Source organism: Enterococcus sp. DIV0682, assembly GCF_051712685.1.
GTDB classification, from domain to species: Bacteria; Bacillota; Bacilli; order Lactobacillales; family Enterococcaceae; genus Enterococcus; species Enterococcus faecalis.
The window spans coordinates 2673130-2697458 of the sequence record NZ_JBIOPK010000001.1 but is presented as its reverse complement, the minus strand read 5'-3'; the positions used below and the strand labels follow the sequence as shown (position 1 = coordinate 2697458).

General features: G+C 35.0%; 26 protein-coding genes and 1 pseudogene. 16 read left to right on the top strand and 11 right to left on the bottom strand.

Annotation, left to right across the window (positions count from 1 at the left end; translation table 11 throughout):
- Positions 1-110: 110 nt before the first annotated feature.
- The 3 genes from IGK96_RS13075 to rpsI all read left to right on the top strand — a co-directional run bounded on the left by IGK96_RS13075 (position 111) and on the right by rpsI (position 1649).
- Entirely contained in the window at positions 111-578 is a 468-nt protein-coding gene (locus IGK96_RS13075) for a Dps family protein (RefSeq protein ID WP_002354782.1), read from the top strand.
- 236 nt (positions 579-814) lie between these two features.
- Positions 815-1243 (top strand): 50S ribosomal protein L13, encoded by a 429-nt coding sequence (gene rplM, locus IGK96_RS13070; RefSeq protein WP_048670019.1) that lies wholly within the window; start codon positions 815-817, stop codon positions 1241-1243.
- A gap of 13 nt (positions 1244-1256) precedes the next feature.
- Positions 1257-1649 (top strand): 30S ribosomal protein S9, encoded by a 393-nt coding sequence (gene rpsI, locus IGK96_RS13065; RefSeq protein ID WP_002354786.1) that lies wholly within the window; start codon positions 1257-1259, stop codon positions 1647-1649.
- 106 nt (positions 1650-1755) lie between these two features.
- Here the strand turns inward: rpsI and IGK96_RS13060 are convergent, their stop codons facing one another.
- From IGK96_RS13060 to IGK96_RS13040, 5 genes are all read right to left on the bottom strand, one after another.
- Positions 1756-2949, bottom strand: a complete 1194-nt coding sequence (locus IGK96_RS13060; RefSeq protein ID WP_010713679.1) for a tyrosine-type recombinase/integrase — start codon at positions 2947-2949, stop codon at positions 1756-1758.
- A 65-nt stretch (positions 2950-3014) separates the two neighbouring features.
- Complete coding sequence (locus IGK96_RS13055) at positions 3015-3296, bottom strand: helix-turn-helix domain-containing protein (RefSeq protein WP_010713680.1); 282 nt, start codon at positions 3294-3296, stop codon at positions 3015-3017.
- Positions 3293-4123 (bottom strand): rolling circle replication-associated protein, encoded by an 831-nt coding sequence (locus tag IGK96_RS13050; protein WP_010713681.1) that lies wholly within the window; start codon positions 4121-4123, stop codon positions 3293-3295. The genes IGK96_RS13055 and IGK96_RS13050 overlap by 4 nt, the downstream gene beginning before the upstream one ends.
- Before the next feature lie 203 nt (positions 4124-4326).
- Complete coding sequence (locus IGK96_RS13045; protein WP_010713682.1) at positions 4327-4638, bottom strand: hypothetical protein; 312 nt, start codon at positions 4636-4638, stop codon at positions 4327-4329.
- Positions 4639-4826: 188 nt separating this feature from the next.
- Positions 4827-5156 (bottom strand): hypothetical protein, encoded by a 330-nt coding sequence (locus IGK96_RS13040; RefSeq protein ID WP_010713683.1) that lies wholly within the window; start codon positions 5154-5156, stop codon positions 4827-4829.
- Between the two features lie 185 nt (positions 5157-5341).
- Here IGK96_RS13040 and IGK96_RS13035 point away from each other — a divergent pair, with 185 nt between their 5' ends.
- Positions 5342-6172: a helix-turn-helix domain-containing protein gene (locus IGK96_RS13035; RefSeq protein ID WP_010713684.1), complete on the top strand. Its 831-nt coding sequence runs from the start codon at positions 5342-5344 to the stop codon at positions 6170-6172.
- Positions 6173-6292: 120 nt separating this feature from the next.
- On the opposite strand, the gene IGK96_RS13030 is transcribed toward IGK96_RS13035, so the two are convergent.
- Positions 6293-6640: a hypothetical protein gene (locus IGK96_RS13030; protein ID WP_025192090.1), complete on the bottom strand. Its 348-nt coding sequence runs from the start codon at positions 6638-6640 to the stop codon at positions 6293-6295.
- A gap of 172 nt (positions 6641-6812) precedes the next feature.
- Here IGK96_RS13030 and IGK96_RS13025 point away from each other — a divergent pair, with 172 nt between their 5' ends.
- The 10 genes and pseudogenes from IGK96_RS13025 to IGK96_RS12980 all read left to right on the top strand — a co-directional run bounded on the left by IGK96_RS13025 (position 6813) and on the right by IGK96_RS12980 (position 17017).
- Complete coding sequence (locus IGK96_RS13025) at positions 6813-7022, top strand: helix-turn-helix domain-containing protein (RefSeq protein WP_373408812.1); 210 nt, start codon at positions 6813-6815, stop codon at positions 7020-7022.
- A 37-nt stretch (positions 7023-7059) separates the two neighbouring features.
- A complete protein-coding gene (locus IGK96_RS13020; RefSeq protein WP_010713686.1) occupies positions 7060-7965 on the top strand; it encodes a ParA family protein in 906 nt (301 codons plus the stop codon).
- Positions 7958-8377 (top strand): hypothetical protein, encoded by a 420-nt coding sequence (locus IGK96_RS13015; RefSeq protein WP_010713687.1) that lies wholly within the window; start codon positions 7958-7960, stop codon positions 8375-8377. The genes IGK96_RS13020 and IGK96_RS13015 overlap by 8 nt, the downstream gene beginning before the upstream one ends.
- A 2-nt stretch (positions 8378-8379) precedes the next feature.
- On the top strand, positions 8380-9021 hold the full coding sequence (locus IGK96_RS13010; RefSeq protein WP_010713688.1) for a hypothetical protein: 642 nt from the start codon (positions 8380-8382) through the stop codon (positions 9019-9021).
- A 122-nt stretch (positions 9022-9143) separates the two neighbouring features.
- Positions 9144-9557: a hypothetical protein gene (locus IGK96_RS13005; protein WP_010713689.1), complete on the top strand. Its 414-nt coding sequence runs from the start codon at positions 9144-9146 to the stop codon at positions 9555-9557.
- A 470-nt stretch (positions 9558-10027) separates the two neighbouring features.
- Positions 10028-10213, top strand: a pseudogene (locus IGK96_RS13000) (IS200/IS605 family transposase); the annotation flags it as partial.
- Positions 10214-10478: 265 nt separating this feature from the next.
- Positions 10479-11336: a DNA adenine methylase gene (locus IGK96_RS12995; protein ID WP_002408388.1), complete on the top strand. Its 858-nt coding sequence runs from the start codon at positions 10479-10481 to the stop codon at positions 11334-11336.
- Position 11337: 1 nt separating this feature from the next.
- Entirely contained in the window at positions 11338-12861 is a 1524-nt protein-coding gene (locus IGK96_RS12990; RefSeq protein ID WP_002408387.1) for a hypothetical protein, read from the top strand.
- Between the two features lie 870 nt (positions 12862-13731).
- Positions 13732-14148: a (deoxy)nucleoside triphosphate pyrophosphohydrolase gene (locus IGK96_RS12985; protein ID WP_002381045.1), complete on the top strand. Its 417-nt coding sequence runs from the start codon at positions 13732-13734 to the stop codon at positions 14146-14148.
- Positions 14141-17017: a DUF3427 domain-containing protein gene (locus IGK96_RS12980; RefSeq protein WP_010713690.1), complete on the top strand. Its 2877-nt coding sequence runs from the start codon at positions 14141-14143 to the stop codon at positions 17015-17017. Before IGK96_RS12985 ends, IGK96_RS12980 begins: the two co-directional genes overlap by 8 nt.
- Positions 17018-17059: 42 nt before the next feature.
- Here IGK96_RS12980 and IGK96_RS12975 read toward each other — a convergent pair whose 3' ends face one another.
- From IGK96_RS12975 to IGK96_RS12955, 5 genes are all read right to left on the bottom strand, one after another.
- Positions 17060-19579 carry a sigma 54-interacting transcriptional regulator gene (locus tag IGK96_RS12975; protein ID WP_033625202.1) on the bottom strand — a complete coding sequence of 840 codons (2520 nt, stop codon included), beginning with the start codon at positions 19577-19579 and terminating at the stop codon, positions 17060-17062.
- Between the two features lie 147 nt (positions 19580-19726).
- Positions 19727-20554: a PTS system mannose/fructose/sorbose family transporter subunit IID gene (locus IGK96_RS12970; RefSeq protein WP_002360964.1), complete on the bottom strand. Its 828-nt coding sequence runs from the start codon at positions 20552-20554 to the stop codon at positions 19727-19729.
- Complete coding sequence (locus IGK96_RS12965) at positions 20551-21366, bottom strand: PTS mannose/fructose/sorbose/N-acetylgalactosamine transporter subunit IIC (protein WP_002365419.1); 816 nt, start codon at positions 21364-21366, stop codon at positions 20551-20553. Before IGK96_RS12965 ends, IGK96_RS12970 begins: the two co-directional genes overlap by 4 nt.
- A gap of 16 nt (positions 21367-21382) precedes the next feature.
- Positions 21383-21874, bottom strand: coding sequence for a PTS system mannose/fructose/N-acetylgalactosamine-transporter subunit IIB (locus IGK96_RS12960; protein ID WP_002354800.1), 492 nt, complete (start codon positions 21872-21874; stop codon positions 21383-21385).
- A 12-nt stretch (positions 21875-21886) separates the two neighbouring features.
- Positions 21887-22306 (bottom strand): PTS sugar transporter subunit IIA, encoded by a 420-nt coding sequence (locus tag IGK96_RS12955; protein WP_002372713.1) that lies wholly within the window; start codon positions 22304-22306, stop codon positions 21887-21889.
- Between the two features lie 257 nt (positions 22307-22563).
- On the opposite strand from IGK96_RS12955, the gene IGK96_RS12950 reads away from it, so the two are divergent.
- Entirely contained in the window at positions 22564-23499 is a 936-nt protein-coding gene (locus IGK96_RS12950; protein ID WP_002354809.1) for an ABC transporter ATP-binding protein, read from the top strand.
- Positions 23492-24262: an ABC transporter permease gene (locus IGK96_RS12945; protein ID WP_002354811.1), complete on the top strand. Its 771-nt coding sequence runs from the start codon at positions 23492-23494 to the stop codon at positions 24260-24262. The genes IGK96_RS12950 and IGK96_RS12945 overlap by 8 nt, the downstream gene beginning before the upstream one ends.
- The last annotated feature ends 67 nt before the right edge of the window (positions 24263-24329 follow it).

Below are 24329 nucleotides of genomic sequence, written 5' to 3'. Positions count from 1 at the left end.
ATTATTATAATTTGATAATAATTTTAAAAAAGAAAGGTTTTCAGTGTACTTTTTTCACAATTCATATTACACTAAGAGTGTAGAAATAATATTTAGGAGGATGACAAAGAATGAAATTTGAAAAAACAAAAGAAATTTTGAACCAACTCGTTGCAGATTTAAGCCAATTTTCCGTGGTAATTCATCAAACACATTGGTATATGCGTGGACCTGAATTTTTAACACTTCACCCACAAATGGATGAATACATGGATCAAATCAATGAGCAATTAGATGTTGTTTCAGAACGTTTAATCACATTGGACGGCTCTCCATTCTCAACATTGCGTGAATTCGCAGAAAATACAAAAATTGAAGATGAAATTGGTAACTGGGACCGCACCATTCCAGAACGTATGGAAAAATTAGTAGCAGGCTACCGTTATTTAGCAGACCTTTACGCAAAAGGAATCGAAGTTTCTGGTGAAGAAGGCGACGACTGCACACAAGACATTTTCATCGCAAACAAAACAGACATCGAAAAAAATATTTGGATGTTACAAGCCAAACTTGGCAAAGCGCCTGGTATTGACGCATAATTTAAAACAACTCCCAAAGCCGCTGACGTTGACGTTGGCGGTTTTTTTCTGTTTAAAAGGCACGAAAAAATAAGTGAAAATCTATTTTCTGAAAGCGCAGAAAAACATTGACTTTATCAGTGATTGAAGGTAAAATATTAAATGGTATTGTTTGCCCCACAATGAGCCCCGGAAACTCAAGTGTATGTCAAACATCGAAAACAAAATTGGAGGAAAGAAACGTGCGTACAACATATATGGCCAAAGCTGGCGAAGTAGAACGTAAATGGTACGTAGTAGATGCAACAGATGTTCCTTTAGGACGTCTATCAGCAGTTGTTGCTTCTGTACTACGTGGTAAAAATAAACCAACATTCACACCACATGTGGATACTGGAGATTTCGTAATCGTAATTAACGCTGATAAAGTAAAATTAACAGGTAAAAAAGCTACAGACAAAATTTACTACCGTCACTCAATGTATCCTGGAGGATTAAAATCAGTGACTGCTGGTGAATTACGCGACAAAAACTCTCGCCGTCTTATCGAAACTTCTGTAAAAGGTATGCTACCTAAAAACACTTTAGGACGTAAACAATTTACTAAATTGAACGTATACGGTGGAGCTGAGCATCCACATGCTGCACAACAACCAGAAGTATTAGATATCACGAACTTAATTTAAGGAGGGAAATTCATTGGCACAAGTACAATATAGCGGCACAGGCCGTCGTAAAAATGCAGTTGCCCGCGTACGCTTAGTACCAGGTACTGGTAAAATTACTGTAAACAAAAAAGACGTAGAAGAATATATTCCACATGCTGACTTGCGTGAAGTTATCAACCAACCATTTGGCGTAACTGAAACAAAAGGCGCTTACGATGTAATCGTAAACGTAAACGGTGGTGGCTATGCTGGACAATCAGGAGCTATCCGTCACGGAATCGCTCGTGCATTGTTACAAGTAGATCCTGACTTCCGTTCTGCTTTAAAACGCGCTGGGTTACTTACTCGTGACGCACGTATGGTTGAACGTAAAAAACCAGGTCTTAAGAAAGCTCGTAAAGCTTCACAGTTCTCAAAACGTTAATCCTTTTTATATCAAGGATTTCAGGGCACTTTCCATTCATTTGGAGAGTGTCTTTTTTTGTTTGGTAACGAGTTTGGTGACGACTTTTTTCGTACCTCGTAACCAGCTATTCATTTTGATTGGCATTTCTGTATTCTTCTAAGAGTTTAAGCGTGTCTATTTTTGTCTGGTCGTTCGTGTGTCCGTAAACGTCTCGAATCATATTTGAAGTTTCTGCATGACCCACGAGAGATTTGATAATTAAGCCATCGATTCCTTGATTTAGTAAATCTGATACAAAAGTATGTCTTAAACCATGAGGAATGATATGCGGAAGGCTATATTTTTTCTCTAACTGATTCAATTTGTTGTTTAACCAATCTGTGTGAAGCGGTTGATTAACGTCACCCTTTTGATTTACATAAGTGAATAAAAATTGCTGTTGCGTTTGTTTGATATTCAATTGTTTTAACTCAACAGCCTGTTTTTGTTTCCATTCCCTCAATAAATTTACGATGGTTTCATTAATCGGAACGTCACGAAAACGATAGCCATTTTTCATGCCTCTCACACGCTCATATCGCTTAGTTTCTGGATTCTTTACTAACTTGTGAGATAAAGAGATTAGCTGTTTCTTGAAGTCGATGTCAGCCCACACAAGAGGATAAATTTCTCCTTTTGTTGCACCGAGATAGTAGGTCAAGGCTAACAGAACGTAATTTTGGAAGCCATGTTCCTTTTTCATTAGTTCTAGTGATTGTTGAACAGTTTCAACAGAATAATATTTTTGTTGTCTTTTATTTTCCTTTTTCCGTTTAAGAGCTTCATTTACAGGCATTTCAAGTAGATCGTAAGGATTGCTAGAAATATATCCTTTTAGTAACGCATATTTCATTACTTGCTTTGTGTAAGAGACACAAAATTTGAAATTAGTATAAGGCTTAATTTTTTTCTCTTTATCACCAAAAGCCCATAGGATTTGAATGCTTTCTAGGATATCGAAAGAAACAGCTTTTATTTTTTTAGTTCCTAGATATGGAAGGATGTGAAGACGGAAAATGCTTTCTGTCCGATCGAGTGTACTTTGTTCATGGTGCTTAGTTACGATATATTTTTTCTGCCACCAAATTTTATAAACTTCTTCAAAAGTGTAATCACCTTTTTTCTTTTTCACTTCTCCTTTTAGTTTTTGAAGTTTTGCTTCCTGTTCCATAATTAAAGCTTCATTTTTAGTATCTGCATAGGAAACAAACCTTGAAAAGCCTGCTCCCATGTAGACATTAACTTTGTATTTTCCATTATCCATTTCCTGTATAGCCATGTTATCTTCTCACTTTCTTTTGCACATCAGAATATGAGAACACTATTTTTTGAGTGTAGCATGGTTTAAGCTGGTTGAACATAATTTTTTAACCAGCTATCAATTTCTAATTTATCGTAAAGGACCACACCGCTAATGTTAATTTTGGGTAGTCCTTCTGTAATTAATTTATCAATGGTATTGTTGGACAGATTAAGATATTGGCACAATTGACACTTTTTGATGTAACGCTTGTTTAATCCTAACTCATCTTCAAAGTGTGTAATTTCAGTCTTTAATAACTGGTGTATGGTTTCCTGTAACCCTTGTTTTTGAGCGTCGGACAGTAAAATAGTGAGTTCGTTCATTTATGATTTCCTCCATTTTTTTTGATTTTTGTGTAACGAATATTTTGTTCTTCAAAGCCTATTTCCTTGTTTGGAATACCTTGCTCATCCCATGATTGAAAGAAGATAGGTTGTTTACTTACATAATTGTTGGTAAATAAGACTTCTTGGTCTTTTATCTCATAAGGCTGATTGGTCAGTCTTTTTATTTCGATTGGTTGCTTTAGATTTTGAGATTTAAAGAAAGCTTTTTTCTTATGCTCCTTTAGTTCTAAATCCTTATCGAAATACTTGCTGACGTAGCGACCTCTGTTTTCAGCGCTATCTACATCAATTCGGTTAATTTTGATTAATCCATGACCCCAAATTTCGGTAAGCTCTGAATGGGGTAAGTAAGGCAAACCGAATAAGACAATGTGGTAATGAATAGCGCCACACTTTTGTTTCTCCCACGTAGCGAGGTATTTAATTTGGGATTTTTTCGTATTATATAAATGGTAGTTTAGTCGTTTTATAAATTTTTTGAACTCACTATTTGTATAAGCTATATCTGTTATGTTTTCTTTAAAGGTTAAAGTTAAAAATTTCGTCTGGTTATCAAAATTCGTATCAATTAGTCGAGCAACGACAAAGCGCTGATTTTTATAATGTGTTTGTTTTCGTTTTAAGCTGTCATATTGCCCTCGTGCGGTTAAATTATCAAATGTCTGTTTTGTATTTTTTAGCCAATCAGGTTTTTCTTTCTTTTCATTATCGTATTTTCTTTTTAGTAGTATTGGTTGTTCATATTCCCAAATTTCAATGTACGTAGGAGTTTCAATGATTTTTTGATTGTATCCATAGGACAATCTTCATCACCCCTACTACAGAAATTGAGTGTTTTTACTGATTATTCAGTTGTCAAGGAACAGATTCAAAAGTTTCTGACTTTTCGCCAGATAGTGTTCTATAAATCAAGTTAAGTAGGAAGAAAGTCTGCGCCTTTCTTCCAGAGCCATCATCCATCGTGTGCTTGATTTTCGAGCGGAAAGCGGTGTGAGCTTTGATGGCTCTACCGCTTCCGTCGAAACCACCCGCTGGAAGTCCGCTCTTGTGTGGTGAGTGTTTCTTCAAGTTGAGTGAAGCGTTGTTCCAATGTTTGGTAATTTCTTTGTAGATGCTGATACTTCTTCGTTAATGCTTGGAACAGTTCATCTCTATTTGCTAAGTTAATTTCAATTTGATTGATGATTTCAGTCATTAATTCACTATGTTTCAAGGTATCTAAATAATAGTGATTATCAAATTGTTTCCGTAAAGAAGTGTCTCTACCAAGTGTTGGAATTAACTTAATTACGTCTTGAAACTTTTGAATTTCTTCCATGGTGAACATTCTAGTTTTACGGTGATTAATTGTTCTTTTTGTTCTTGTGTGACTAGAAAGCTGAATGTAATCATAGTGAAATTGGTAGTTGCATTCTTTTTGGATAAAGTTTGCCTACTTGTTTAAAGTAGAGAGGGAATTTAATCCCTCTACTTTTTCTAGCACGTCATGAGCGGTGAAATATTCGGTCATTTGTTTGGAACAAGGGTAGCTTTGTTGGCAACAGCAGCTAATCCATAGCTAACAAATTGCCCATTCACACGCCCCCATGGTGTAATCACGAGGTTGTCAAATCGAATGATTGCCATTCCTTGTTCATCCAGTGTTTCTTTAGTGATTACAGGAGTTTCGCTTTTCACTTTGACGCTGACTTTTTCAAATCGGAGCTTTGGAAGGACGCATTCATATGTCCATCCTAATACTTCACCATCTTTTTGCCACCGTGAGACTTGAACTACTTGATACTCTGTTTCTAGCTTTTCTTTTGGTAAGGTTAAATCGTTAATTTTTACTGCCATGTTGAGTTCCTGCTTCCTGTTTTTTTAGTACGTATTTTAGTACAGATGTAGTATAACCGAATGAAAAATCCTTGTCAAGTGTTTTAGTGCAAAAAATAGTACGAATCTATTTTACATTAGATTGATTATCTGATATGATGATTTTGAAGAGAATAAGCCGAAAAACATTGGGGAGATAAAGAAATATGAAACCAAATAAGAAAAAAGTTGGCGAACGTATTCGAGAAATTAGGACAAATTTAGGATATAGTATGGATGAGTTTGGTAAGTTGTTAGGTGATTCGCCTAGAAGTTCTGTCAATAATTGGGAAAAAGGGGTTAGCTTACCTAAGAAAGATAAGTTAGAAAAAATTGCTCTGTTAGGAAATATGATGCCCGACCAAGTATTATACGGCAGAGCAGATGAATATTTATATGATTTGATTGAGATGAATCTAGGTGTAAAACTAAGCGACAGTATTTTGTATGAAATTTTTGAATCTATACCAGAGGAAAAGCGTTCCTATGATGATCTTATGTGGTTGGGCGTAGCAAAATACTTTATAGAAAATGGCACATATGGGAAAGCAGTTGGTGAATTTGTTTATACCTCTATGCTAGGGATGCCTAATCTCTATGCAGGAAGTTATAAAAATGACTTTATCGAGCAAAGTGACAACTTTAGTCAATTGGAAATTATGTACTATGTGTATGCAGATGTAGAAAAAAATACAATGCACATTACACCATTTGCCCCAAACGAAAAAAATAAAAAATTGTATTTCTCTTTTCCGGAGTTCTTGGGAAAAAAAGGAGAACATCCTGTATTTACGGCTAATTTTGGCACCATCGGGCTAACGTTAGAAAATTCAACAATTATTTACTACGGAATTGATGAAGAGAAGCTAGTAGAAGTTATTCAAACTTACAGATACAATAAAGCAAATGATCTCTATCAGATTGAAGCGACACAAGAAGATAGTTTAGAAATATTCAATGAAGAAGTGCAGAAGGAAATACAAAATCTAAAAAAATAGTGTTGTTCTATCCGTAAAACACTATAAAAGAAGTCAACAGCAAAAAAGCGCTGTTGACTTCTTTTGTTGGGCATGTGGTTTTGTCTGTGCCCCGAGGAACTCACAAAATAGCAATCTTTTCTAGTTCTCGGAGAGATTTATCGTAACATGCCCACCGTTTGCTGTAGCAATTGAATCGGTTGCTACAAAATACTGCTCGTGCCCCTCTGAATCTAGCAAAATAGCAACGGGTTTTTGACGTGTAACTTTGGGTCTGTTTTTCAATTCCTCAATTTGTTGTTCCAACGTGGTTGTGCTTGTTAAAAAATCTTGATAGAAAGCATTGAACACATACGAGCTGGCATGATATTCCCGAACAATCTTCTTCTTGTTTAGTGGAAGTTTTCTAATGCTGAAAAAATTATTCAATACAGATAGCATCTCTACCCATGATTGAATTTGGTCGAGGGTATCGTTTAACAGATACATGTCTTGGTACGTAATTTCCTTAATGGGTTGCTTATTTTTGGTAAATAGGATTTCTTTGTGCGGTTTTTTCCATGTTCATCTCTCCTTTCTAATTGTGGAACACTTTAATTTTATCTGTATTAAAGATAAAAAGCAATATCTTTATTACAGATATCTATAATAAGTATAGGTGATGAAGATGAAATATAGGAATATTCGTTCCATAAGAGAAGATAATGACGTAACACAACAGCAAATGGCTGAGCTATTAAATGTTTCTCAGAATACTTATTCTCAATATGAAACTGGGAAGATTGAGTGGACGGCTAGTACATTGATTAAGATAGCTGATTATTTTGATGTTAGTGTTGATTATTTGCTTGATAGGACGAAGGTTAGATAAGTTATAGAAAATAATATTGGGCTAGGAGGTAATAGAGATGGGCGAGGTTATTTCTTTTTTAAACATGAAAGGTGGGGTTGGTAAAACTACTTTATGCAAAGAGGTTGGATATTTTCTGTCAAAGGTAAATAAAAAAAAGGTACTGTTAGTTGACGTAGACCCTCAAGCTAATCTTACGCAATCGTTGTTCAAAAAATATAAGATAAGGCATTCATATGAAAGTCTCATGGAAGAAAATAAACAATATAGTGTTTGTGAAGCGACAATTAGCAATGTATTTCAACCTAAAAAAACAGTAGTTGAAGAAACAAAGATTGAGGAGGTAGTATTAGACCTAGATCAAGAGGGAAATCTTTCTATTATTCCTGGTGATCTTAATACAGTGTTTCTTGAACGCAGTGGTGGAGGTTCTGAGAGTGAAAATGCGCTAAAAAATTTTATCGAAGATTTTAATTTATGTGATAAATACGACTATATTTTGATGGATTGTCCACCAACATATTCGTTCTATACTACAAGTGCATTATTGGCAAGCGATTTTTATATATCCCCAATCCATCCTGATTCGTACTCTATCTTGGGAATCGATTTGTTGCATCAAGTTGTTGATAGATTAAAAAAAATTCATAGAGATAGATTTAAATTGAGAGAGATTTATCATCTAGGAGTGGTATTTACTAATATACCTAGAGAAGGAAGTTTATCTACAGGTATGGCTAATCAAATGGAAGACATCAAGCAAAGTAAAAAATTAGCTGCTAAAAATGTTTCTTTTTTTAATAATTATTTTATTAAGAATACTCAGATGCCTAAACAAATAGATTATTTTATTGTGGATTCTAACAGCAGTATATCTTACGAAAATTTGAGAGAGATAGTTAATGAAATTACTGATAAATGTGAAAGCTTGAGAACATTGGAGGGAGTTGGTGAAAATGAATGATGTACAAGAACAAATTGTACTTGAAAAATTAGGCGCAATTAAAAAGAATAAGAGCGAAGAATATATGCGTTCAGAGCTATTTTCTATATTACCTTATGTGATTTTAGATACGAAGCTGTTCAAGAGAAACTCCAACATAAGAGAGTTCTTAATTAAATGTGACGATTCTTTTTCAGAATATAAAGATTATCTTTTTGCAAGTAGAACAATATTGCTTTCTAAGATAATACGAAGTCTAATTAAGGCAGAAAAATTTTTAATATACAACATGATTTTAGAAATAAAAAAATTGATAGAGAATGAAATAATTGAAAATAGTCGTCTAGATTCTATTAAAAAGGATCATTCTTCTATAAAGAAGCGTAAAAACTATACGGATGAACTTTTTAATCAATTTGAGCGAGGTGAATAAATTTGTACGAACAAGAATTTATAAAGTATAAAAAATTCATTTCAGATTCTTTTCCTAAGTCTAGTATATTGCACGAACAAGGGCTTGAAAAAGTTCATAAGTTTCTCTATCAGGATATGTTATTGATTGATTTTGCAAGTCAGTATGATTTAGAAATAACTGATGAGCGAAAACAATTCTATAATGATTTTATGAACATTATTTTAAGAATACTGTATCATCTGCCTTTGAAGGATATATATGTTAATAGGATTTTAACAAGAACATTGGCTGAATGTACAGCTAAAATAACCCTTACGTATTTTAGTGAAGTGAATGATATTAAAAAAATGAATATGAAACAAATTAAGGAAGAACTTCAAAAAAAAGGTGTCAATGCTAGATATAAAGATTTTTATGAAACTATAACATCATTTTTTGGAGAGTATTCAACAGATGTACATGGTAGGAATATTTCAATAGCATATGATAATTCTTATTTATATCAGTTGATTAATACAGAGGATTCTAAATTTGTTTCAGAATTGATCAAAATTCATAAAAAATTAAATGAAGGAATTATTTCTTGTTTTTCGAAACAAATAAATTTCGATAAATCAACTTCATCCTTGGCTAGATTCAATGGCATATTAGAAATAGAATGAACGAAATGTTAAATTTTTCAAATATATAAATAGAACAAGTAAGAAAAAAATGGTGTTTAAAAGTATATTGAATCTAAAAGTTGTAACTCCTGTGTTTCATTATTAAATATGGAAGACATAAAATGAAGCTACATGAAATAAAAAAAGAATATGAGCTGAACCAAAATACTTTTTATGGCTGGCTAAGAGAAAATGATATGATTGAAAAAACAAATCGTGGTTATGTTGTTGGAGCAAACGCATTGGAAGGAATGGAGATTTTAGAGACAAAAAGGGTAGATGAGAATGGGGAATTCTATGTAAATACTCAGGTGACAATGGATACCATGAAAATCCCTATTTTAATTAAGCTATACGAACAATCAGGTTTACCTAAGCTATATTCGGGAAAAAGAACATCTGAAATTCTTGAATTAGAGCATCCTTCCAATTTGAAAATTGAGTTAGACAAGGCGCTGAGTAGAATTACTATTTTGGAAAATCAGGTTCTAATATTAACAAAGCAACTAGAACTATTTATGAAAAAATCTGATTAATTTGCTTTAGAGCATTATCCATAAGAATATTTTTGAGACTTTAAAGAGTGTTTTGAAGATGGACTATACAATATAAGTTTGAATAGTGTTCTCTGATGTGCAATTAATTTATTTTGGTTACGAATATTGGTAACGAGTATCTAAAATTTAATGAAATTTAGTGAAACTATTTTCCTTAAAAGTTTGCTGAAAATCCCGATAATGCAGTGTTTTTCAACTCTACAAAATTCAGGAACAGCCAACCAGGTCTTAAGAAAGCTCGTAAAGCTTCATAGTTCTCAAAACGTTAATATTACTTATATATCAACGTTCAAGGCGTTTCACAATTTAATTTGTGAAACGTCTTTTTTCATTGTTGACACCACTATTGACGCCATTTAGGACAGTGCTATTTTGAGCTAGTTTATGATAAGTAATTTCACCAACGGGCATTTTTATGACGTTTGGTGTGTTTACATAAGTTTTTGTAATTGTGGTATCGCTACGACAATCGAAAGTTTTGGTGCCGCACCTACTATGTGGATACGGTAGGAAGAAATAAGAAGCAGATAGAAGAATATATTCGTAATCAACTTCAAGAGGATTTAGTAGCAGATCAACTAACCTTATTTGAAGAGGTTGATCCGTTTACAGGAAAAGAAAATCGGAAGAAGTAGAAAAGAGCTCCTTTAAGGAGTCGTAAGTAAATGTGGTGCAGGTGGGAGACCTTTTCTTCAGTGAGCCTTTCAGGCTCTGACCGGTAATAGAGGCTTACAGCCGCAGAACAAACCTCCAGTTCACACTGGAGGTTTTGATTGGACATTGGAATATATTGTAGAATCAAATAATTTTTTTTTAAATGTTTAAAGTAGGGCAGAGTGTATGCTATAATTGGCATGAAAATCATTTTTTAGAGAAAATATTTTATTGGAGGAAAATAAAATGAATCCCTCTCCCCTAAGGTATCCAGGTGGAAAACATAAAATGTATAAATATATAAAACAACTAGTATCTGTTAATAATGTTGATACTTATATTGAGCCTTTTTGTGGGGGCTCAGGACTTGCTCTAGAACTTCTATTAAATAAGGATGTAAAAAGAATAATTATAAATGATTATGATTATAGCATATATTGCTTTTGGAAAAGTGTACTTGACTACACCGATGATTTAATTGATAAAATTAATTTGACGGATATTACTATAGAGGAATGGTATAAACAAAAACATATTAGAGAAGATATCTATGAGTATTCTATTGTTGAAGTTGGTTTCTCAACATTGTTTCTCAATCGAACTAATAGATCAGGAATAATTGATAAGGCAGGACCAATTGGTGGATATAAGCAAACAGGGAACTATCTTATGGATTGCCGATTTAATAAGGAAAAATTGAAAGAAAAAATACTGAAAATCGCAGACATGAGAGATAAAATTGAAATTTATAATTTAGAAGCATTGGATTTTATTGATGATGTAATTAAAAATGAAAAAAATAGTTTCACTTTTTTTGATCCTCCGTATTATCAAAAGGGGCAGGGGTTATATACTAATTTTTATAGTACTGGAGATCATCATACTTTATCTCAAAAGATAGTAAATGAGTTAAAAAATAAAAAATGGATTGTCACTTATGATCTGGCGCCTGAAATTGGTAAAATGTATAATAAAGTTGATAGCATTAGTTTTACTCTATCTTATACATTGCAAGAGAAAAAAAGAGGTGCTGAGTTTCTATTCTTTTCAGGAAAGATTGAAAGAATAGAAGATAGTGAGTATTTACATTTTCTGGAGGTATAAAATGGGAGTAGAAAGAATTGAGGTTGATAAAATTGAAAATTATTTTGAAAATCCAAGACATGATATTGGTATAAATGAACTAGATACTCTAAAAAAATTATTTAATGTTGCTGGTTATCAGAACATGATTAACTTAGCTCAAGATATTTATACTAACGGATTGGTTAATGCAAGTCTTATCACGGTTGTGAAACAAGATAAGACTGATAAATATACAGTTTATGAAGGTAATCGACGTATAGCTTGTATAAAGTTAATTTTAAATCCTGAAAAATTTAGTTTTTTGGCTAAAAATCAAGTTGATCGTATTAATAAAATGAAAAAAGATGCTCCTTCGAAAATAGATTTGTCTCAAGTCGAGTGTTTGGTGACTGATGAAGAAGATGCTTTTTTTATCATGCAACGTTTACACTCAGGAGAAGATAAAGGTAAGGGGCCAAAAGCATGGAATCCTAGAGAACAGGAGACTTTTCTAATTAGGACTAGTCCAAAAGTAAGTATTTCTATTGCAAACATTATTAGTGATAAATATGAGGAATTTTTTGGTGAAGATATTCAAGCAAAGATGGCATATACTAATATCCAAAGACTCTTTAATAACTTAGAAGTTAGAGAAGCTATTGGGATAGAAAAAGACAAAATAGAATCTTTTACGATAGAAAGAATGAAACTAATTCGTGACGTTATTGACGAAGTGAATTATATGGCTAAAACTGAGAAGTTTTCAATTTCTCGTAAATTTAACAAACGTAAAGTAATTGAGCAAATATTATTACCAATTATAGAAAATTTGAAAACGAAATGTTTAGAAGAAAAGGGAAAATATATTGACAGTAGTGTACAAGAAAATCAGCCTATCGTTTTTCCATATCCCGAAAGTCCGAAAAAAGAAAGTGATAGTGTTCCGCTTATACCAATTTTAGGTGTAGAGGAGGATTCCGACTTGAGTCTTGAAAATGAAGGCACAGATGAAGAAAAAGATAGTGTTCTTCTAAAACCAGAGTTACCTTCTAAAATAGGAAGTGGAAGTCTCCTTATTGATACGGTTCCATTTACAAATATCTATCAAAATAACCTTCGAATTAATACTTTAATAATTGAAATTAATAAGATCAGATATAAAGATTTCCGTTTGGCTACTCAATATTTATTGAGGTCTCTTATGGAAGTGTACGGACATGAATATGTTGATTATTTTGCAAACATAGACTACACGGATTCTAGAAAGATGAAGTCTATAGCAAAAGAACGTATAAAAAGAAATCAAACAGTGAATCAAATTTATGCAGATTTTATTAGTAAACATATAAAAGAAAATTATCCTATATATGCAGAACAAGCAGAATTAATTGAAGTGTCATTATCTAAAAATAACAATAGCTCTTTAATGCGAATTCTAAATTTTATGATACATTCTCAAAACCATATACCTGACAGTATAGAATTAGTAGAAGCTTGGTGTAAAGTTAAATCCATTGTCGAAGCAATTGATTTCATATTGTATGAAGTTAAGCAGAGTAAATAGGCGTATTTATTTAGAAATTTAGTCTCATGTATTAAATAAAAATTTAAAATATTTATACCAATTTTATTAGACAAATTTTAGCGAGAGGTGATTGAAAAATCTGAACAAGTTAGAGAGACATATATTAGTAATCTGTTCCGGCTCGCATGTTTTTTATTGAAAAGTTGACACCATTGATTTTAAATTTATTGCAATCCAATGAAACTTTGAAGTATTAATCATTCTGTATCCGTTGCTATTAAAGGATTCTAAACTTTATTCAAAATCTGAGCAATCGAACCAGGTCTTAAGAAAGCCCGTAAAGCTTCACAATTCTCAAAACGTTAATTATTTGGAGTCGTTGCGAACGTGTTCGCTTACGAATCAATTACAATGTTTCAAGACACTTTCCATTTTTTGGAAGGTGTCTTTTTTTATGGTAGCGACAGTGTGTGTTCTGTCATAAACCAGTATATAAAAATTCACATACTGACAATATGTTTATCTTTCTTACCAAAAGAATAATTGATTCCGATTTCAGCAAGTATACTCATTACGAATAACGCACTTACGCAGATGATACATTTCTTTTTAGTTGATTTCCTCATTTTGATCGCCGCTATTTCTTTTTTCTTTGAATTCATCATACGTTTTTGGGAGATATTTCTTTATTAACTTTTTCTCTCTTGCGTTTTGGAGGGAGTAAGTTGCGGTTTTTTGAGAGATTAGTATGTTTAAACTGAAGAGTTATTAAATAATTAAAGTATAGTAAATCAAAAAACAAATATAATAAATGAAATTTACGCCACTAATATTGCAACCATAGCTTATTTATGCGATCCTAAATATAATAAAACTAACAAAATCAATTAGATTAGAGGGTTAAAATATATGAAAAAAGAAATTCACGTAGTAGGAGCAATCATAGTGGAGAACGGGAAAGTTTTGTGTTGTCAAAGAGGACCTGAACGTGCATTAGCAAATCTTTGGGAATTTCCTGGTGGAAAAATCGAGAATGGTGAGACGAAAGTTCAAGCGCTTGAACGTGAATTGCAAGAAGAATTAAAAATAGAAGTAACGATCGTCAAGGAAGAGTATGCTTTTTGTCGATATGAGTATGATTTTGGTTTCGTTAATTTAACTACATTTATCTGTTATTTAGAATCAGGTGAACCTCAGTTGACAGAACATCTACAAATTAAATGGCTAACACCAAATGAATTAAACCAACTTGAGTGGGCGCCTGCTGATATTCCTACTGTGGAAAAATTAGTAGAAAAAGGTGTGGGAACTGAACAAAATGGATAATTTAGAATTGGCGTTACAAAAGGCATTTATTAATAAGGAAGCTCTAGGTGACGAACTTACACCTAAATTTATTGTTAACAATCCCAAAAAACATGATTATTTATTGAATACATTGAGTAAAGATTTGAAAAGCTGTAAGACTTTTTTTATAGCCGTTGCATTTATAACACCTAGTGGCTTAAATGCAATAAAAACACAACTGGCTGATCTGGCTTTGCGTGGAATCTCTGGAAAAATTTTAACATCAACATACTTAAATTTTAATGATCCACACGTATTTCGAGCATTGTTGAATATTCCAAATGTAGAAGTACGAGTTTCTAAAAAAGAAGGTTTTCATTCAAAAGGATATTTGTTTGAGATGGAGGATTATCAAAGCTTTGTTATTGGTAGTTCGAACCTAACAATGTCTGCTTTGAAACTTAACTATGAGTGGAATGTTAGATTAACTTCAAGAGAGAATGGCGAGATGGTTTCTTCTATTCAAAAGCATCTCATTCAAGAATGGCATGAGGCACAGTCGCTAACCCTAGAATGGGTCGATGCATTTGAAAAAAATTATCATCCTATTGTTAATAGAAAGATGTTAGTGCAAGATGTTTCTGAAAACGAGTGTTTAGATACGCAATATATTTTGCCGAACTCTATGCAGAAAGAAGCGCTTAGAAGTTTAAAAGCGCTTAGAGAAACGGGCGCAACCAAGGGAATGATTGTTTCGGCGACTGGTACAGGGAAAACGTATCTAGCAGCATTTGATGTGCAGCAATTCAATCCTAAACGTGTATTATTTATTGTTCATAGTGAGCTAATTTTAATGAAAGCATTAGAATCATTCAAATTGATTTTAGGTGGAAAAGATGATGATTATGGTGTTTTATCAGGGAATTCTAAGAATTTTGATGCAAAATATCTATTTGGAACAATTCAAACAGTATCTAAAAGTGAATATCAAGAGCGTTTAGGAAAAGAAGCGTTTGACTATATTTTGATTGATGAAGTCCATAAAGCTGGAGCGAAATCTTATATTAAAGCCATTGAATTTTTCAATCCCAAGTTTTTATTGGGAATGACGGCTACACCTGAAAGAACAGATAATTTTAATATCTTTGAGCTATTTGATTATAATGTAGCGTATGAAATACGTTTGCAAGCCGCTTTAGAAGCAGAACTGCTTTGTCCATTTTATTATTTTGGCGTAACTGATTATGAAAAAGATGGTGAAATCATTGATGAAACAACCGATTTAAAACGTTTGCTACAGGAAGAACGAGTTGATTTTTTAATAAAAAAAATTAACTATTATGGTTATTCGGGAGATAGTCCTCGAGGCTTGGTGTTTTGTAGTCGTAAAGACGAAGCAAGGCAGTTAGCAGAGATGTTTAACGATCGTGGAATTCCGAGTGTTTATTTATCTGGTGACCATAATTTTGATAAAAGAGAAAAGGAAATTAAGCGTTTAGATACTGGAGAGATTCATTATATCTTCACGGTTGATATTTTTAATGAAGGCATTGATATCCCTAAAGTAAATCAAGTAATTATGCTGCGAAATACGCAATCTAGTATTATTTTTATTCAGCAATTAGGTCGGGGGCTAAGAAAAGACCCATCAAAAGAATTTGTTACGGTAATTGATTTTATTGGTAATTATAAAAATAACTATATGATTCCTATGGCTTTATCTGGAGATAGTTCTCAAACTAAGAATAGTTTACGTCGCGATACAATTGATGTGACGTATATCAGTGGTTTATCTTCAATTAATTTTGAAAAAGTTGCTCGTGAACGTATCTTTAAATCAATTGATCAAGCTAAATTAGATGCGATGTCAGAACTAAAAGCTAGTTATTTTAAGTTGAAAAATCGGTTGAATAGGGTTCCTTACCTGAATGATTTTCAAGTGTTAGATGGCGTGGATCCATTGTTGATTATAGGTAAAGAAAAAACATACTATAATTTCTTGGAGAGAATTGGGGAAACAGAAGCTAAATTAAGTGAAGAAGAAAACGGTGCACTAAAATTTGTTTCTGTAGAATTGCTATCAGGAATTCGCCCGCATGAACTTTATGTTATTGAAGAATTTTTAATGACAGATAAAGAACAGTTATCTTTAGAGGAAATCACAGCGCTGTTTGATACGTTTAACCTGACGTATACGACAGATACTCTAGCATCTGTTGTTAAAGTCTTAGATTTATCTTTTTACGAATCAACAATTAGAAAACGTTATTTGTTATCACAAATGTTTAAGATGAAAGAAAATTGTTTACAAATAACAGAAAAATTCAGAGAGTTTAAAAAGAATTCTTATTTCATCAATTTGATGTTAGATGTAATCCATACAGGGATTAACAAATCTATGGAGTATGATTTATCCCAACCGTTAAATTTATACAAAAAATATCGTCGTAAAGATGTTTTACGATTATTAAATATGAACTTTAATCAAAATGAACAAAGTATTGGTGGATATACAAACAGTAATAATCATTTTGCTATTTTTGTAACTTTGGATAAAGGCAAAGATTTTAAAGCTGCACGTATTGCTTATGAGGATGAATTTATTGATGAACGAACATTCCATTGGTATACAAAAGCGCCTAGAAATCTACGCTCGCCAGAAGTTCAACTTTTGCGGAATCCTGGGGAATATAAATTTCATTTATTTGTGAAACGGAAATATAATCAAAAAGAGAACGAAACAGATTTCTATTATCTAGGCGAAGTAGCCCCTCTTCAAGAAACTATCCAACAAGTCGAAAAACAAGACAAAGAGGGTAAGAAAAAAAGCGTCGTTAAACTAGACTTTACCTTAGAAACACCTGTAGAACCTAATATGTATGAATTTTTAACGCAGAACACAAACTAAAAAAGCCACTTTCCTCTGGAAAGTGGCTTTTCCCATCCCCTCTCACCGAGAAGACAAAATTTCATAAATCACATAGAGTTCCCAGTTGGAAATCTCTATTCGATAAAACTGTTCTAGGGTATAGAAAATGTTCTTAGCATTTTGGAAAAATGGTTTTTGGTTAATGGTTAGTTCCTCGAGGTTAGCAGGGATTTCATAGTCTTCAACGCCGAGCATTGTCCGCTCTACCATGAGCGCGTTGTGCATCATTAAGTTAAATTTCATTTTGCCGCTGAGTGTGAGGTCGAAGCGTTTTTCAATGTTTTTTGTAACGTTTTCGACTTGTTTAATAATGACGTCAGGATTTAGAAATTCTAGTTTTTCTGACAAGCCTTCTTTCGAGAAGAAGTGAACAAACTCGTTAATCATGCTATCAATGTTATTGGGATGCATCAAGTTTTGGAAAGGTTCCATCAACTGGGTTCCTGCATCTTCGTCTAACATGTCTAAGAGATTCACGCTAGCAACATTCGTATGATTATCTAAGTAGGACGTCGTCAAAATGAGCGAGGTTTCTTTTAAATAATTTTCTTCGGCGTTGGCAATGTCTAACGTGTTCACCAAATCTTTGTATTTTAGAGTAATGACTTTAATGTCAGTATACAGGTATTTTTGACAGATTTGTTTGATTTGCTTGGCAATATCCAGACCTGAAATACTAGAGACAATGATATTTTTTTCCACTGAAAAGCCTTCAAAGTACTGTACATCGGTTTTAAATTTTTTTTCAGCGGTTTTAGCAATACCATAGAAAAGTTGTTCGTTCATTAATTGATGACCAATTTCCAACGCATAGGCAGTGGTCAGGTTGTTGATCACCAAGAGTTCTCCAAGAATTTGCGGTTTCAAACTTTTATAAAGTTGTGTCAGGGAACCCATATCGACGAGCATAATGACGCCTTGTGATGTGTCCCGCTGAGAAAGCCAGTCTTTAACTTCGGCGACGATATCTCGGACGGAGGAGGTTAAGGGCATGTTAATCGCATCGAAAATATAGGTACCACATAATTTGTTGGCAACGGCTTGAATACTTGTGGCAGTCGATTCACCATGCGCCACGAGGAGCGCTTGGTAAGGAATCGTTTCAGAAATTTCTCCGCTGAGTAATACAGATAAGAGTACCTCTGTCAAGAAACGGTATTCTTCTGGCAGCGGACTGACTAAGTTTTTCACGAGGGAAACCGTTCGCGGATAGTGTTCTTTTAACTGTGTTTGGACTGGAAGGAGCACTGTTTCGTTAAATGTTGGCGGTAAAATTTTCAGCAATTTAGCAACATCTTTCATTGGTTTTTCAGTTTGCTCAGGTTGGTTAATAATTAGTTTGTTTTTGGTTTGGACTTCCGTGACTAGGTTTTGTAAAAAATAATCATTTTCCAAGGTTATTTCATCGTCTAAACAATATTTAATGAATTGTGTCAGTTCAGTTTTTAAGTGGGCCAGTGTTTTTTCTTTTGTAAATAAGGCTTCAAATGTTGCGAAAATATCGGAAGAAAGTGTGTTTTCTTCTAACACTTCTTTGTCTAAAGGAATCGTAATCATTGGTTGAGTCGCATCGCCAATGACGACGGGTTGATTGGGCAAAGTTTTTCGTAATTGCGACGCGCAAAGGAGCTGCACTTTGTTGGATAAACTTCCCACGTTGCCAGGTTCGTCATTTGCTAATAATGCCGTAAAGATTTCTTCGTCCACGTTGATGTCTTTGGTCATTCGTTTCGCTTCTCGGTGAAATAAGTTTTTCAAAATCGCAATCCGTTCTCGAATGGGGCGCTCTTTGAAGTTCGGAAGTGAGACGATTACGGAAATTCGGCGATAAAAGGTTGGTAATAAGACTTTTTTCGGGTTTTCGGTGGTCGCAAATAGTAGCCGGACCTTGGAATGCACCATTTTTCCTTCTTCACCAATGGGGCGGAAGGTTCCTGTATCCATAAACTGAAAGAGTTTTTCTTGGTTTTCGTTGGATAATCGATGTACTTCATCTAAAAAGAGTACGGAATTATTAGCTTGGGCCAAGAGTCCTTGTTTTTCTGATTCAGCCCCAGTGAATGCGCCTTTGGTATGGCCGAAGAGAATGGATGATAGCAATTCGGGATTGTTGGCGTAATCGGCACAGTTAAAGGTGTAGAATTTTTCCAGGCCAATGATTTGTTCATTTTTCAGATACTCATAAATCAGTTTTGCCAAAAAGCTTTTGCCGACGCCACTGGCTCCATGGATTAATAAAGGCATACCCAATGGGGGATACAACATAGCGGCTTTGCATTGTTCGATGGCTTTTTTGGCGCTGCCTTGGCTACCGATGTATTGTCGAAACACATCGGTCGTAGGGGTTGTTGCACGGGTTAATTGCCAATAAACGGGTTTTTTTCCCGTTTGTTGGACTTCACCTTTTTCCAATAATTTATTTAAGTATAAGCTGGTTACCGAGCGGCTTAATTGAATTTTTGTGGCAATTTCTTGTGTGCTCATCGGGGTGTTGCTGGTTTCTAAAATATCAACTAAGTGTTGGTAGGTCTCCAAGCGCATGATTCATCGTCCTTCCAAAAGAGAGGTCGGGACAGGGGGTGCTTCTGTTCCCGCCGTTTATCAGCTTTTAAGCCTGAGATAAAAATCACTTTGGATTTTTGTCTCAGGCTCTAAGTGTTTAATAATTAAATGTTTATTGTTTCAATTTTAACAGATGCCTAGTAATCCTAGCAAGATGCCTAAGAACATGATGCCAAACATCACTACGTTAACATTGACTTTTTTGCGTAATAGCCAGAAAGCAAGTAATGTCACGGCTAATGGTACGATACCGACGAATAGTTGATCCAAATAGTCTTGGATTTTAACTACGTCTTCGCTTCCTTTAACGGAAACTTCAAGAATCGTTTTGAATTTTACATTTGAAGCAGTCATACTGCCCATCATCATTAAGCCTAGCATACTCGATACTTTTGTGAGTATCTTCATTCCGCCTGATTCGTACATTTTTTGGATAAAACTTTCACCGATTGAGTAGCCGCTATACAACGCATAATAGTGAATTAAGAACGCAGGGACGTTGTATAAAAGTAAGAAGACAATCGCCCCTAATGGCGAACCAGTGCTGGCTAATGAAATCCCAATACCGGCAGCAATGACACGCAAGATGCCCCAGAAGAAGGAATCACCGATGCCTGAAAGTGGCCCCATTAGTGAGGCTTTAACCGCTGTAATAGAGCTAGCATCAAAATTTTCGTCTTCACTGTTTTGTTTTTCCATCGAAGCAACGAGCCCCATGATGAAGTTATTGATATGCATGGTTGCATTGAACCAAGTGGTGTGACGCACCAATGCCTCGGCCCGTTCTTCCTTGGTTTTATAAAAACGATTGATAACTGGGAGTAAAGTGTACATGACACCCACTGCGTGGTATTGTGTAGCTCCTGTCCGGCTAGCGTTCATCGTCCAAGAACGCCAGAAAACAGAGCGCATCATTTTTTTCTCTTCTTTAGATAAATTCTCTTTTAACTTCATGCGAAAAAGTCCTCCTCTTCGATTTCTTTCGCGCTGCCTTCAACCGCAGAAGACGCCGCAGGTTTTCTTTTTAGAATGTCACGAAATTCTACATCCCGTTGGGCACTCACGACACAAATTACTGTCCCGATGACCGCTACCGCAACGGCTGGTAATTGTAGGTACGCGGTTAAAACAAAGCCTAAAATGTAAAAGACGGCTAATTTATTATCCCATAACAGTTTCATTAACATGGCAAACCCAACGGCAGGTAAAAGTCCGCCAGCTGCGCTTAAGCCGTTCATCAAATTTTGTGGAATACTTTCAACAAACAGATTTACTGGCCCGCTTCCTGCTAAAATTCCGATAAATGAAATCGAAGCGATGATTAAATAATAAATGATCCACGTTCCGTAATGCAGTGTTACAACCATTTTTTGGTTGCCTTCACGTGCTGCTTTGTCAAGAGAAGGAGCAAAGATATTCATAAAGACATTTTTTAAAAACATCACCACGAAAGCGGCTAACATCCCAATTGGTACGGCTAACGTCATGGCGGCTTTTTGTTCGACATTTGAAATAATTGCAAACGTTGTGGCTAAAGTAGTCGCAGTTACAGGTTCCGCTGCGATAACACCACCGATATTAACATTTCCTAAGAAAATTGCTTCCAGAGAGGCTCCCATTAGAACCCCTGTTTTCATGTCGCCCATTAAAATTCCTGTGACTAATCCAACGACTAAGGGACGTTCCATCATACTTTGACCAGTTAAATAATTCCCAGCAAAACAGATAAATACAGCTAAGGCTGCCATTGTTGCATGCATAAGCATTGTTCATTTCCTCCTTTTAATTGACGGCTTGTTTTAGACTTAATTTTGAGTTGGTTGGTAGGACTTGGTTATAGCTTTCCACATGAGTCAAACTGGCTAATTCTTTGGCAGCTTCTAACTCTTCAGGGTTTAATTGGACACTTGGGAAAACCATTGTTTTGGTGGCTGGATCTGATTTATCAAAGCGGCCAGCGTTGGCAACATTCACACTTTCAATATCTGTCACGTTTTTCGCAATTTTAGTAGCATCCGCTACACTGTTCACAATTACAAAAATTCGTTTGTCTTTACCACGAGGATCATTAAAGACATCAATCGCATCATCGACTGAGCGAATTAATAGTTTCATGCCATTAGGGACAGCCATTTTTAACGTCATTTGCATTACTTCGTTTTTGGCTGCTTCATCATTCGCTACAACTAATAAGGGGGCATTCAATTCTTTGGTCCAAACTACGGCTACTTGGCCGTGAATTAATCTGTCGTCTACTCGTACTTGTGTAATCATTTTAATTTCCTCCTAAAAAAAGTTTTCTTCTTCATTTGATGGGTTTAATTCAACGAATTGAATTTGTGCTTCAGCAATTGCTGCTTGAATATCTTCTTTGGTTAGCTTTGCGCCTTCTTTTAAGAAAATCAGCGACAAGGCAATGGCTAAGTTGGCATTGGAAATGATAAAAACATTGTCTGGTTTTGTCGTCATGACTTCTTGAACAATTTTTTGATTGACACTACCACCATATAAATCTGTTAAAATAATAGCTTGTTCTTCTGCGCCAAGGGACTGAAGAAACGTTTGAATAATTGGCGTGTAGTCCTCAGGAGTCACATAGGCATTGATGACCGCCAGCTCTTTTCCTTTGTCTGCGAGAATATCCAAGGAACTTTGGAAGCCTTTCGCTAAGTTTCCGTGACTAGCAATTAAAAATTTTCTTTTCATTCTTTTCACCTCACTTTTATATAAAGCAAGTTCTGTGCCAAAAAAAGAGAACTCTAAATCCTTGATTTGAAAGGGTTTTAACGCTCTCGGAACTGTTTAAACAGTTTTGAATCAAAATAAACACGTTAATCGTTGGCTAGTTTGTTGTTGAAAAATAGCTAAGCAAAACTGTGAAATTTAATCAAAATAACCCCCGTTTTTATCGAGAAGTGTTACAATAATATTCATGAATATTTATACATTAAGGAGAGTTACGAATGACTGATGCTCTTGTGATACAAGATTTACGCAAAGTGTACGCTTCAGGTGTTGAAGCGTTGCGGGGGATTGATTTAACAGTCGAAGAAGGCGATTTTTATGCTCTTTTGGGACCGAATGGCGCAGGAAAATCAACGACGATTGGGATTGTGACCTCGTTAGTTAATAAGACTTCGGGGAAAGTCAAAATTTTTGGGTATGATTTAGATACGGAGATGGTGCGGGCGAAGCAACAGATTGGGTTAGTGCCGCAGGAGTTTAACTTCAATCCGTTTGAAACGGTCCAGCAGATTGTGGTCAATCAAGCGGGCTATTATGGGGTGTCTCGTAAAGAAGCCATGAAACGGAGTGAAAAGTATTTAAAACAATCCAACTTATGGGAAAAACGGAACGAACGGGCTCGGATGCTTTCTGGCGGAATGAAACGTCGCTTGATGATTGCTCGCGCGCTGATGCATGAGCCGAAGTTATTGATTTTAGATGAACCGACTGCAGGTGTCGATATTGAATTGCGTCGTGAAATGTGGGCCTTTTTACAAGAGTTAAATGCGCAGGGAACCACGATTATTTTGACGACCCATTACTTAGAAGAAGCTGAGATGTTGTGTCGCAACATTGGGATTATTCAGTCTGGTGAATTGATTGAAAACACCAGCATGAAGCACTTGTTAGCAAAATTACAATTTGAAACGTTTATTTTTGATTTAGCACCTTATACGCAGGCGCCAGTTATTGAAGGCTATCAAAGCGTATTTGAGGACGAGTTAACGTTAGCGGTGGAAGTGGAACGAAACCAAGGAGTCAATCACTTGTTTGAACAGCTAAGTCAACAAGGAATCAAAGTATTGTCAATGCGGAATAAGTCCAACCGTTTGGAAGAGCTCTTCTTGAAGATTACCGAGGATACGTACCAAAGGGAGGATCAACATGTTTAGTCTGTATTTTACTGCTTTAAAAAGTTTAGCTGTGAAGGAAACCAACCGTTATTTACGGATTTGGGTCCAAACACTGGTACCGCCAGTGATTACGACGTCCTTATATTTTGTGATTTTTGGGAAAATGATTGGCGGGCGAATTGGCGACATGGGCGGTTTTTCTTATATGGAATTTATCGTGCCAGGTTTAATTATGATGTCAGCCATTACAAGCTCGTACGCCAATGTTTCGTCTTCCTTTTTCTCACAAAAATTCCAGAAAAATATCGAAGAAATTCTCGTGGCGCCAGTTCCAACTCATGTGATTATTTGGGGATTTGTGATTGGTGGCGTTGGTCGTAGTATTTTGGTCGGTGCGTTAGTCACCATCATTTCTCTATTTTTTGTCCCATTGCACGTTGTTTCTTGGCTGATGGTCATCATGACTTTATTGATGACAGCGATTCTTTTTTCTTTAGCTGGTTTGTTAAATGGTATTTTTGCGCAATCCTATGATGATGTATCGATTGTGCCGACCTTTGTGTTACAGCCTTTAACCTATTTGGGTGGGGTTTTCTATGCCATTTCCATGTTGCCGCCATTTTGGCAAGCTGTCTCAAAAGTTAATCCGATTGTTTACATGATTTCTGGGTTCCGCTACGGTTTCCTAGGGGTTCAAGATGTGCCAATTGGTATTTCTATGACCATTTTAATCTTATTTATTGTCGTTTTATATGGCATTTGTTGGTACCTTGTAGAAACAGGGCGTGGTTTACGTAGTTAAGCCGTAAAAAGATTAAACTGTCTGAATCACTCATTCTAGCGAGCAGATTCAGACAGTTTTCTTGTTT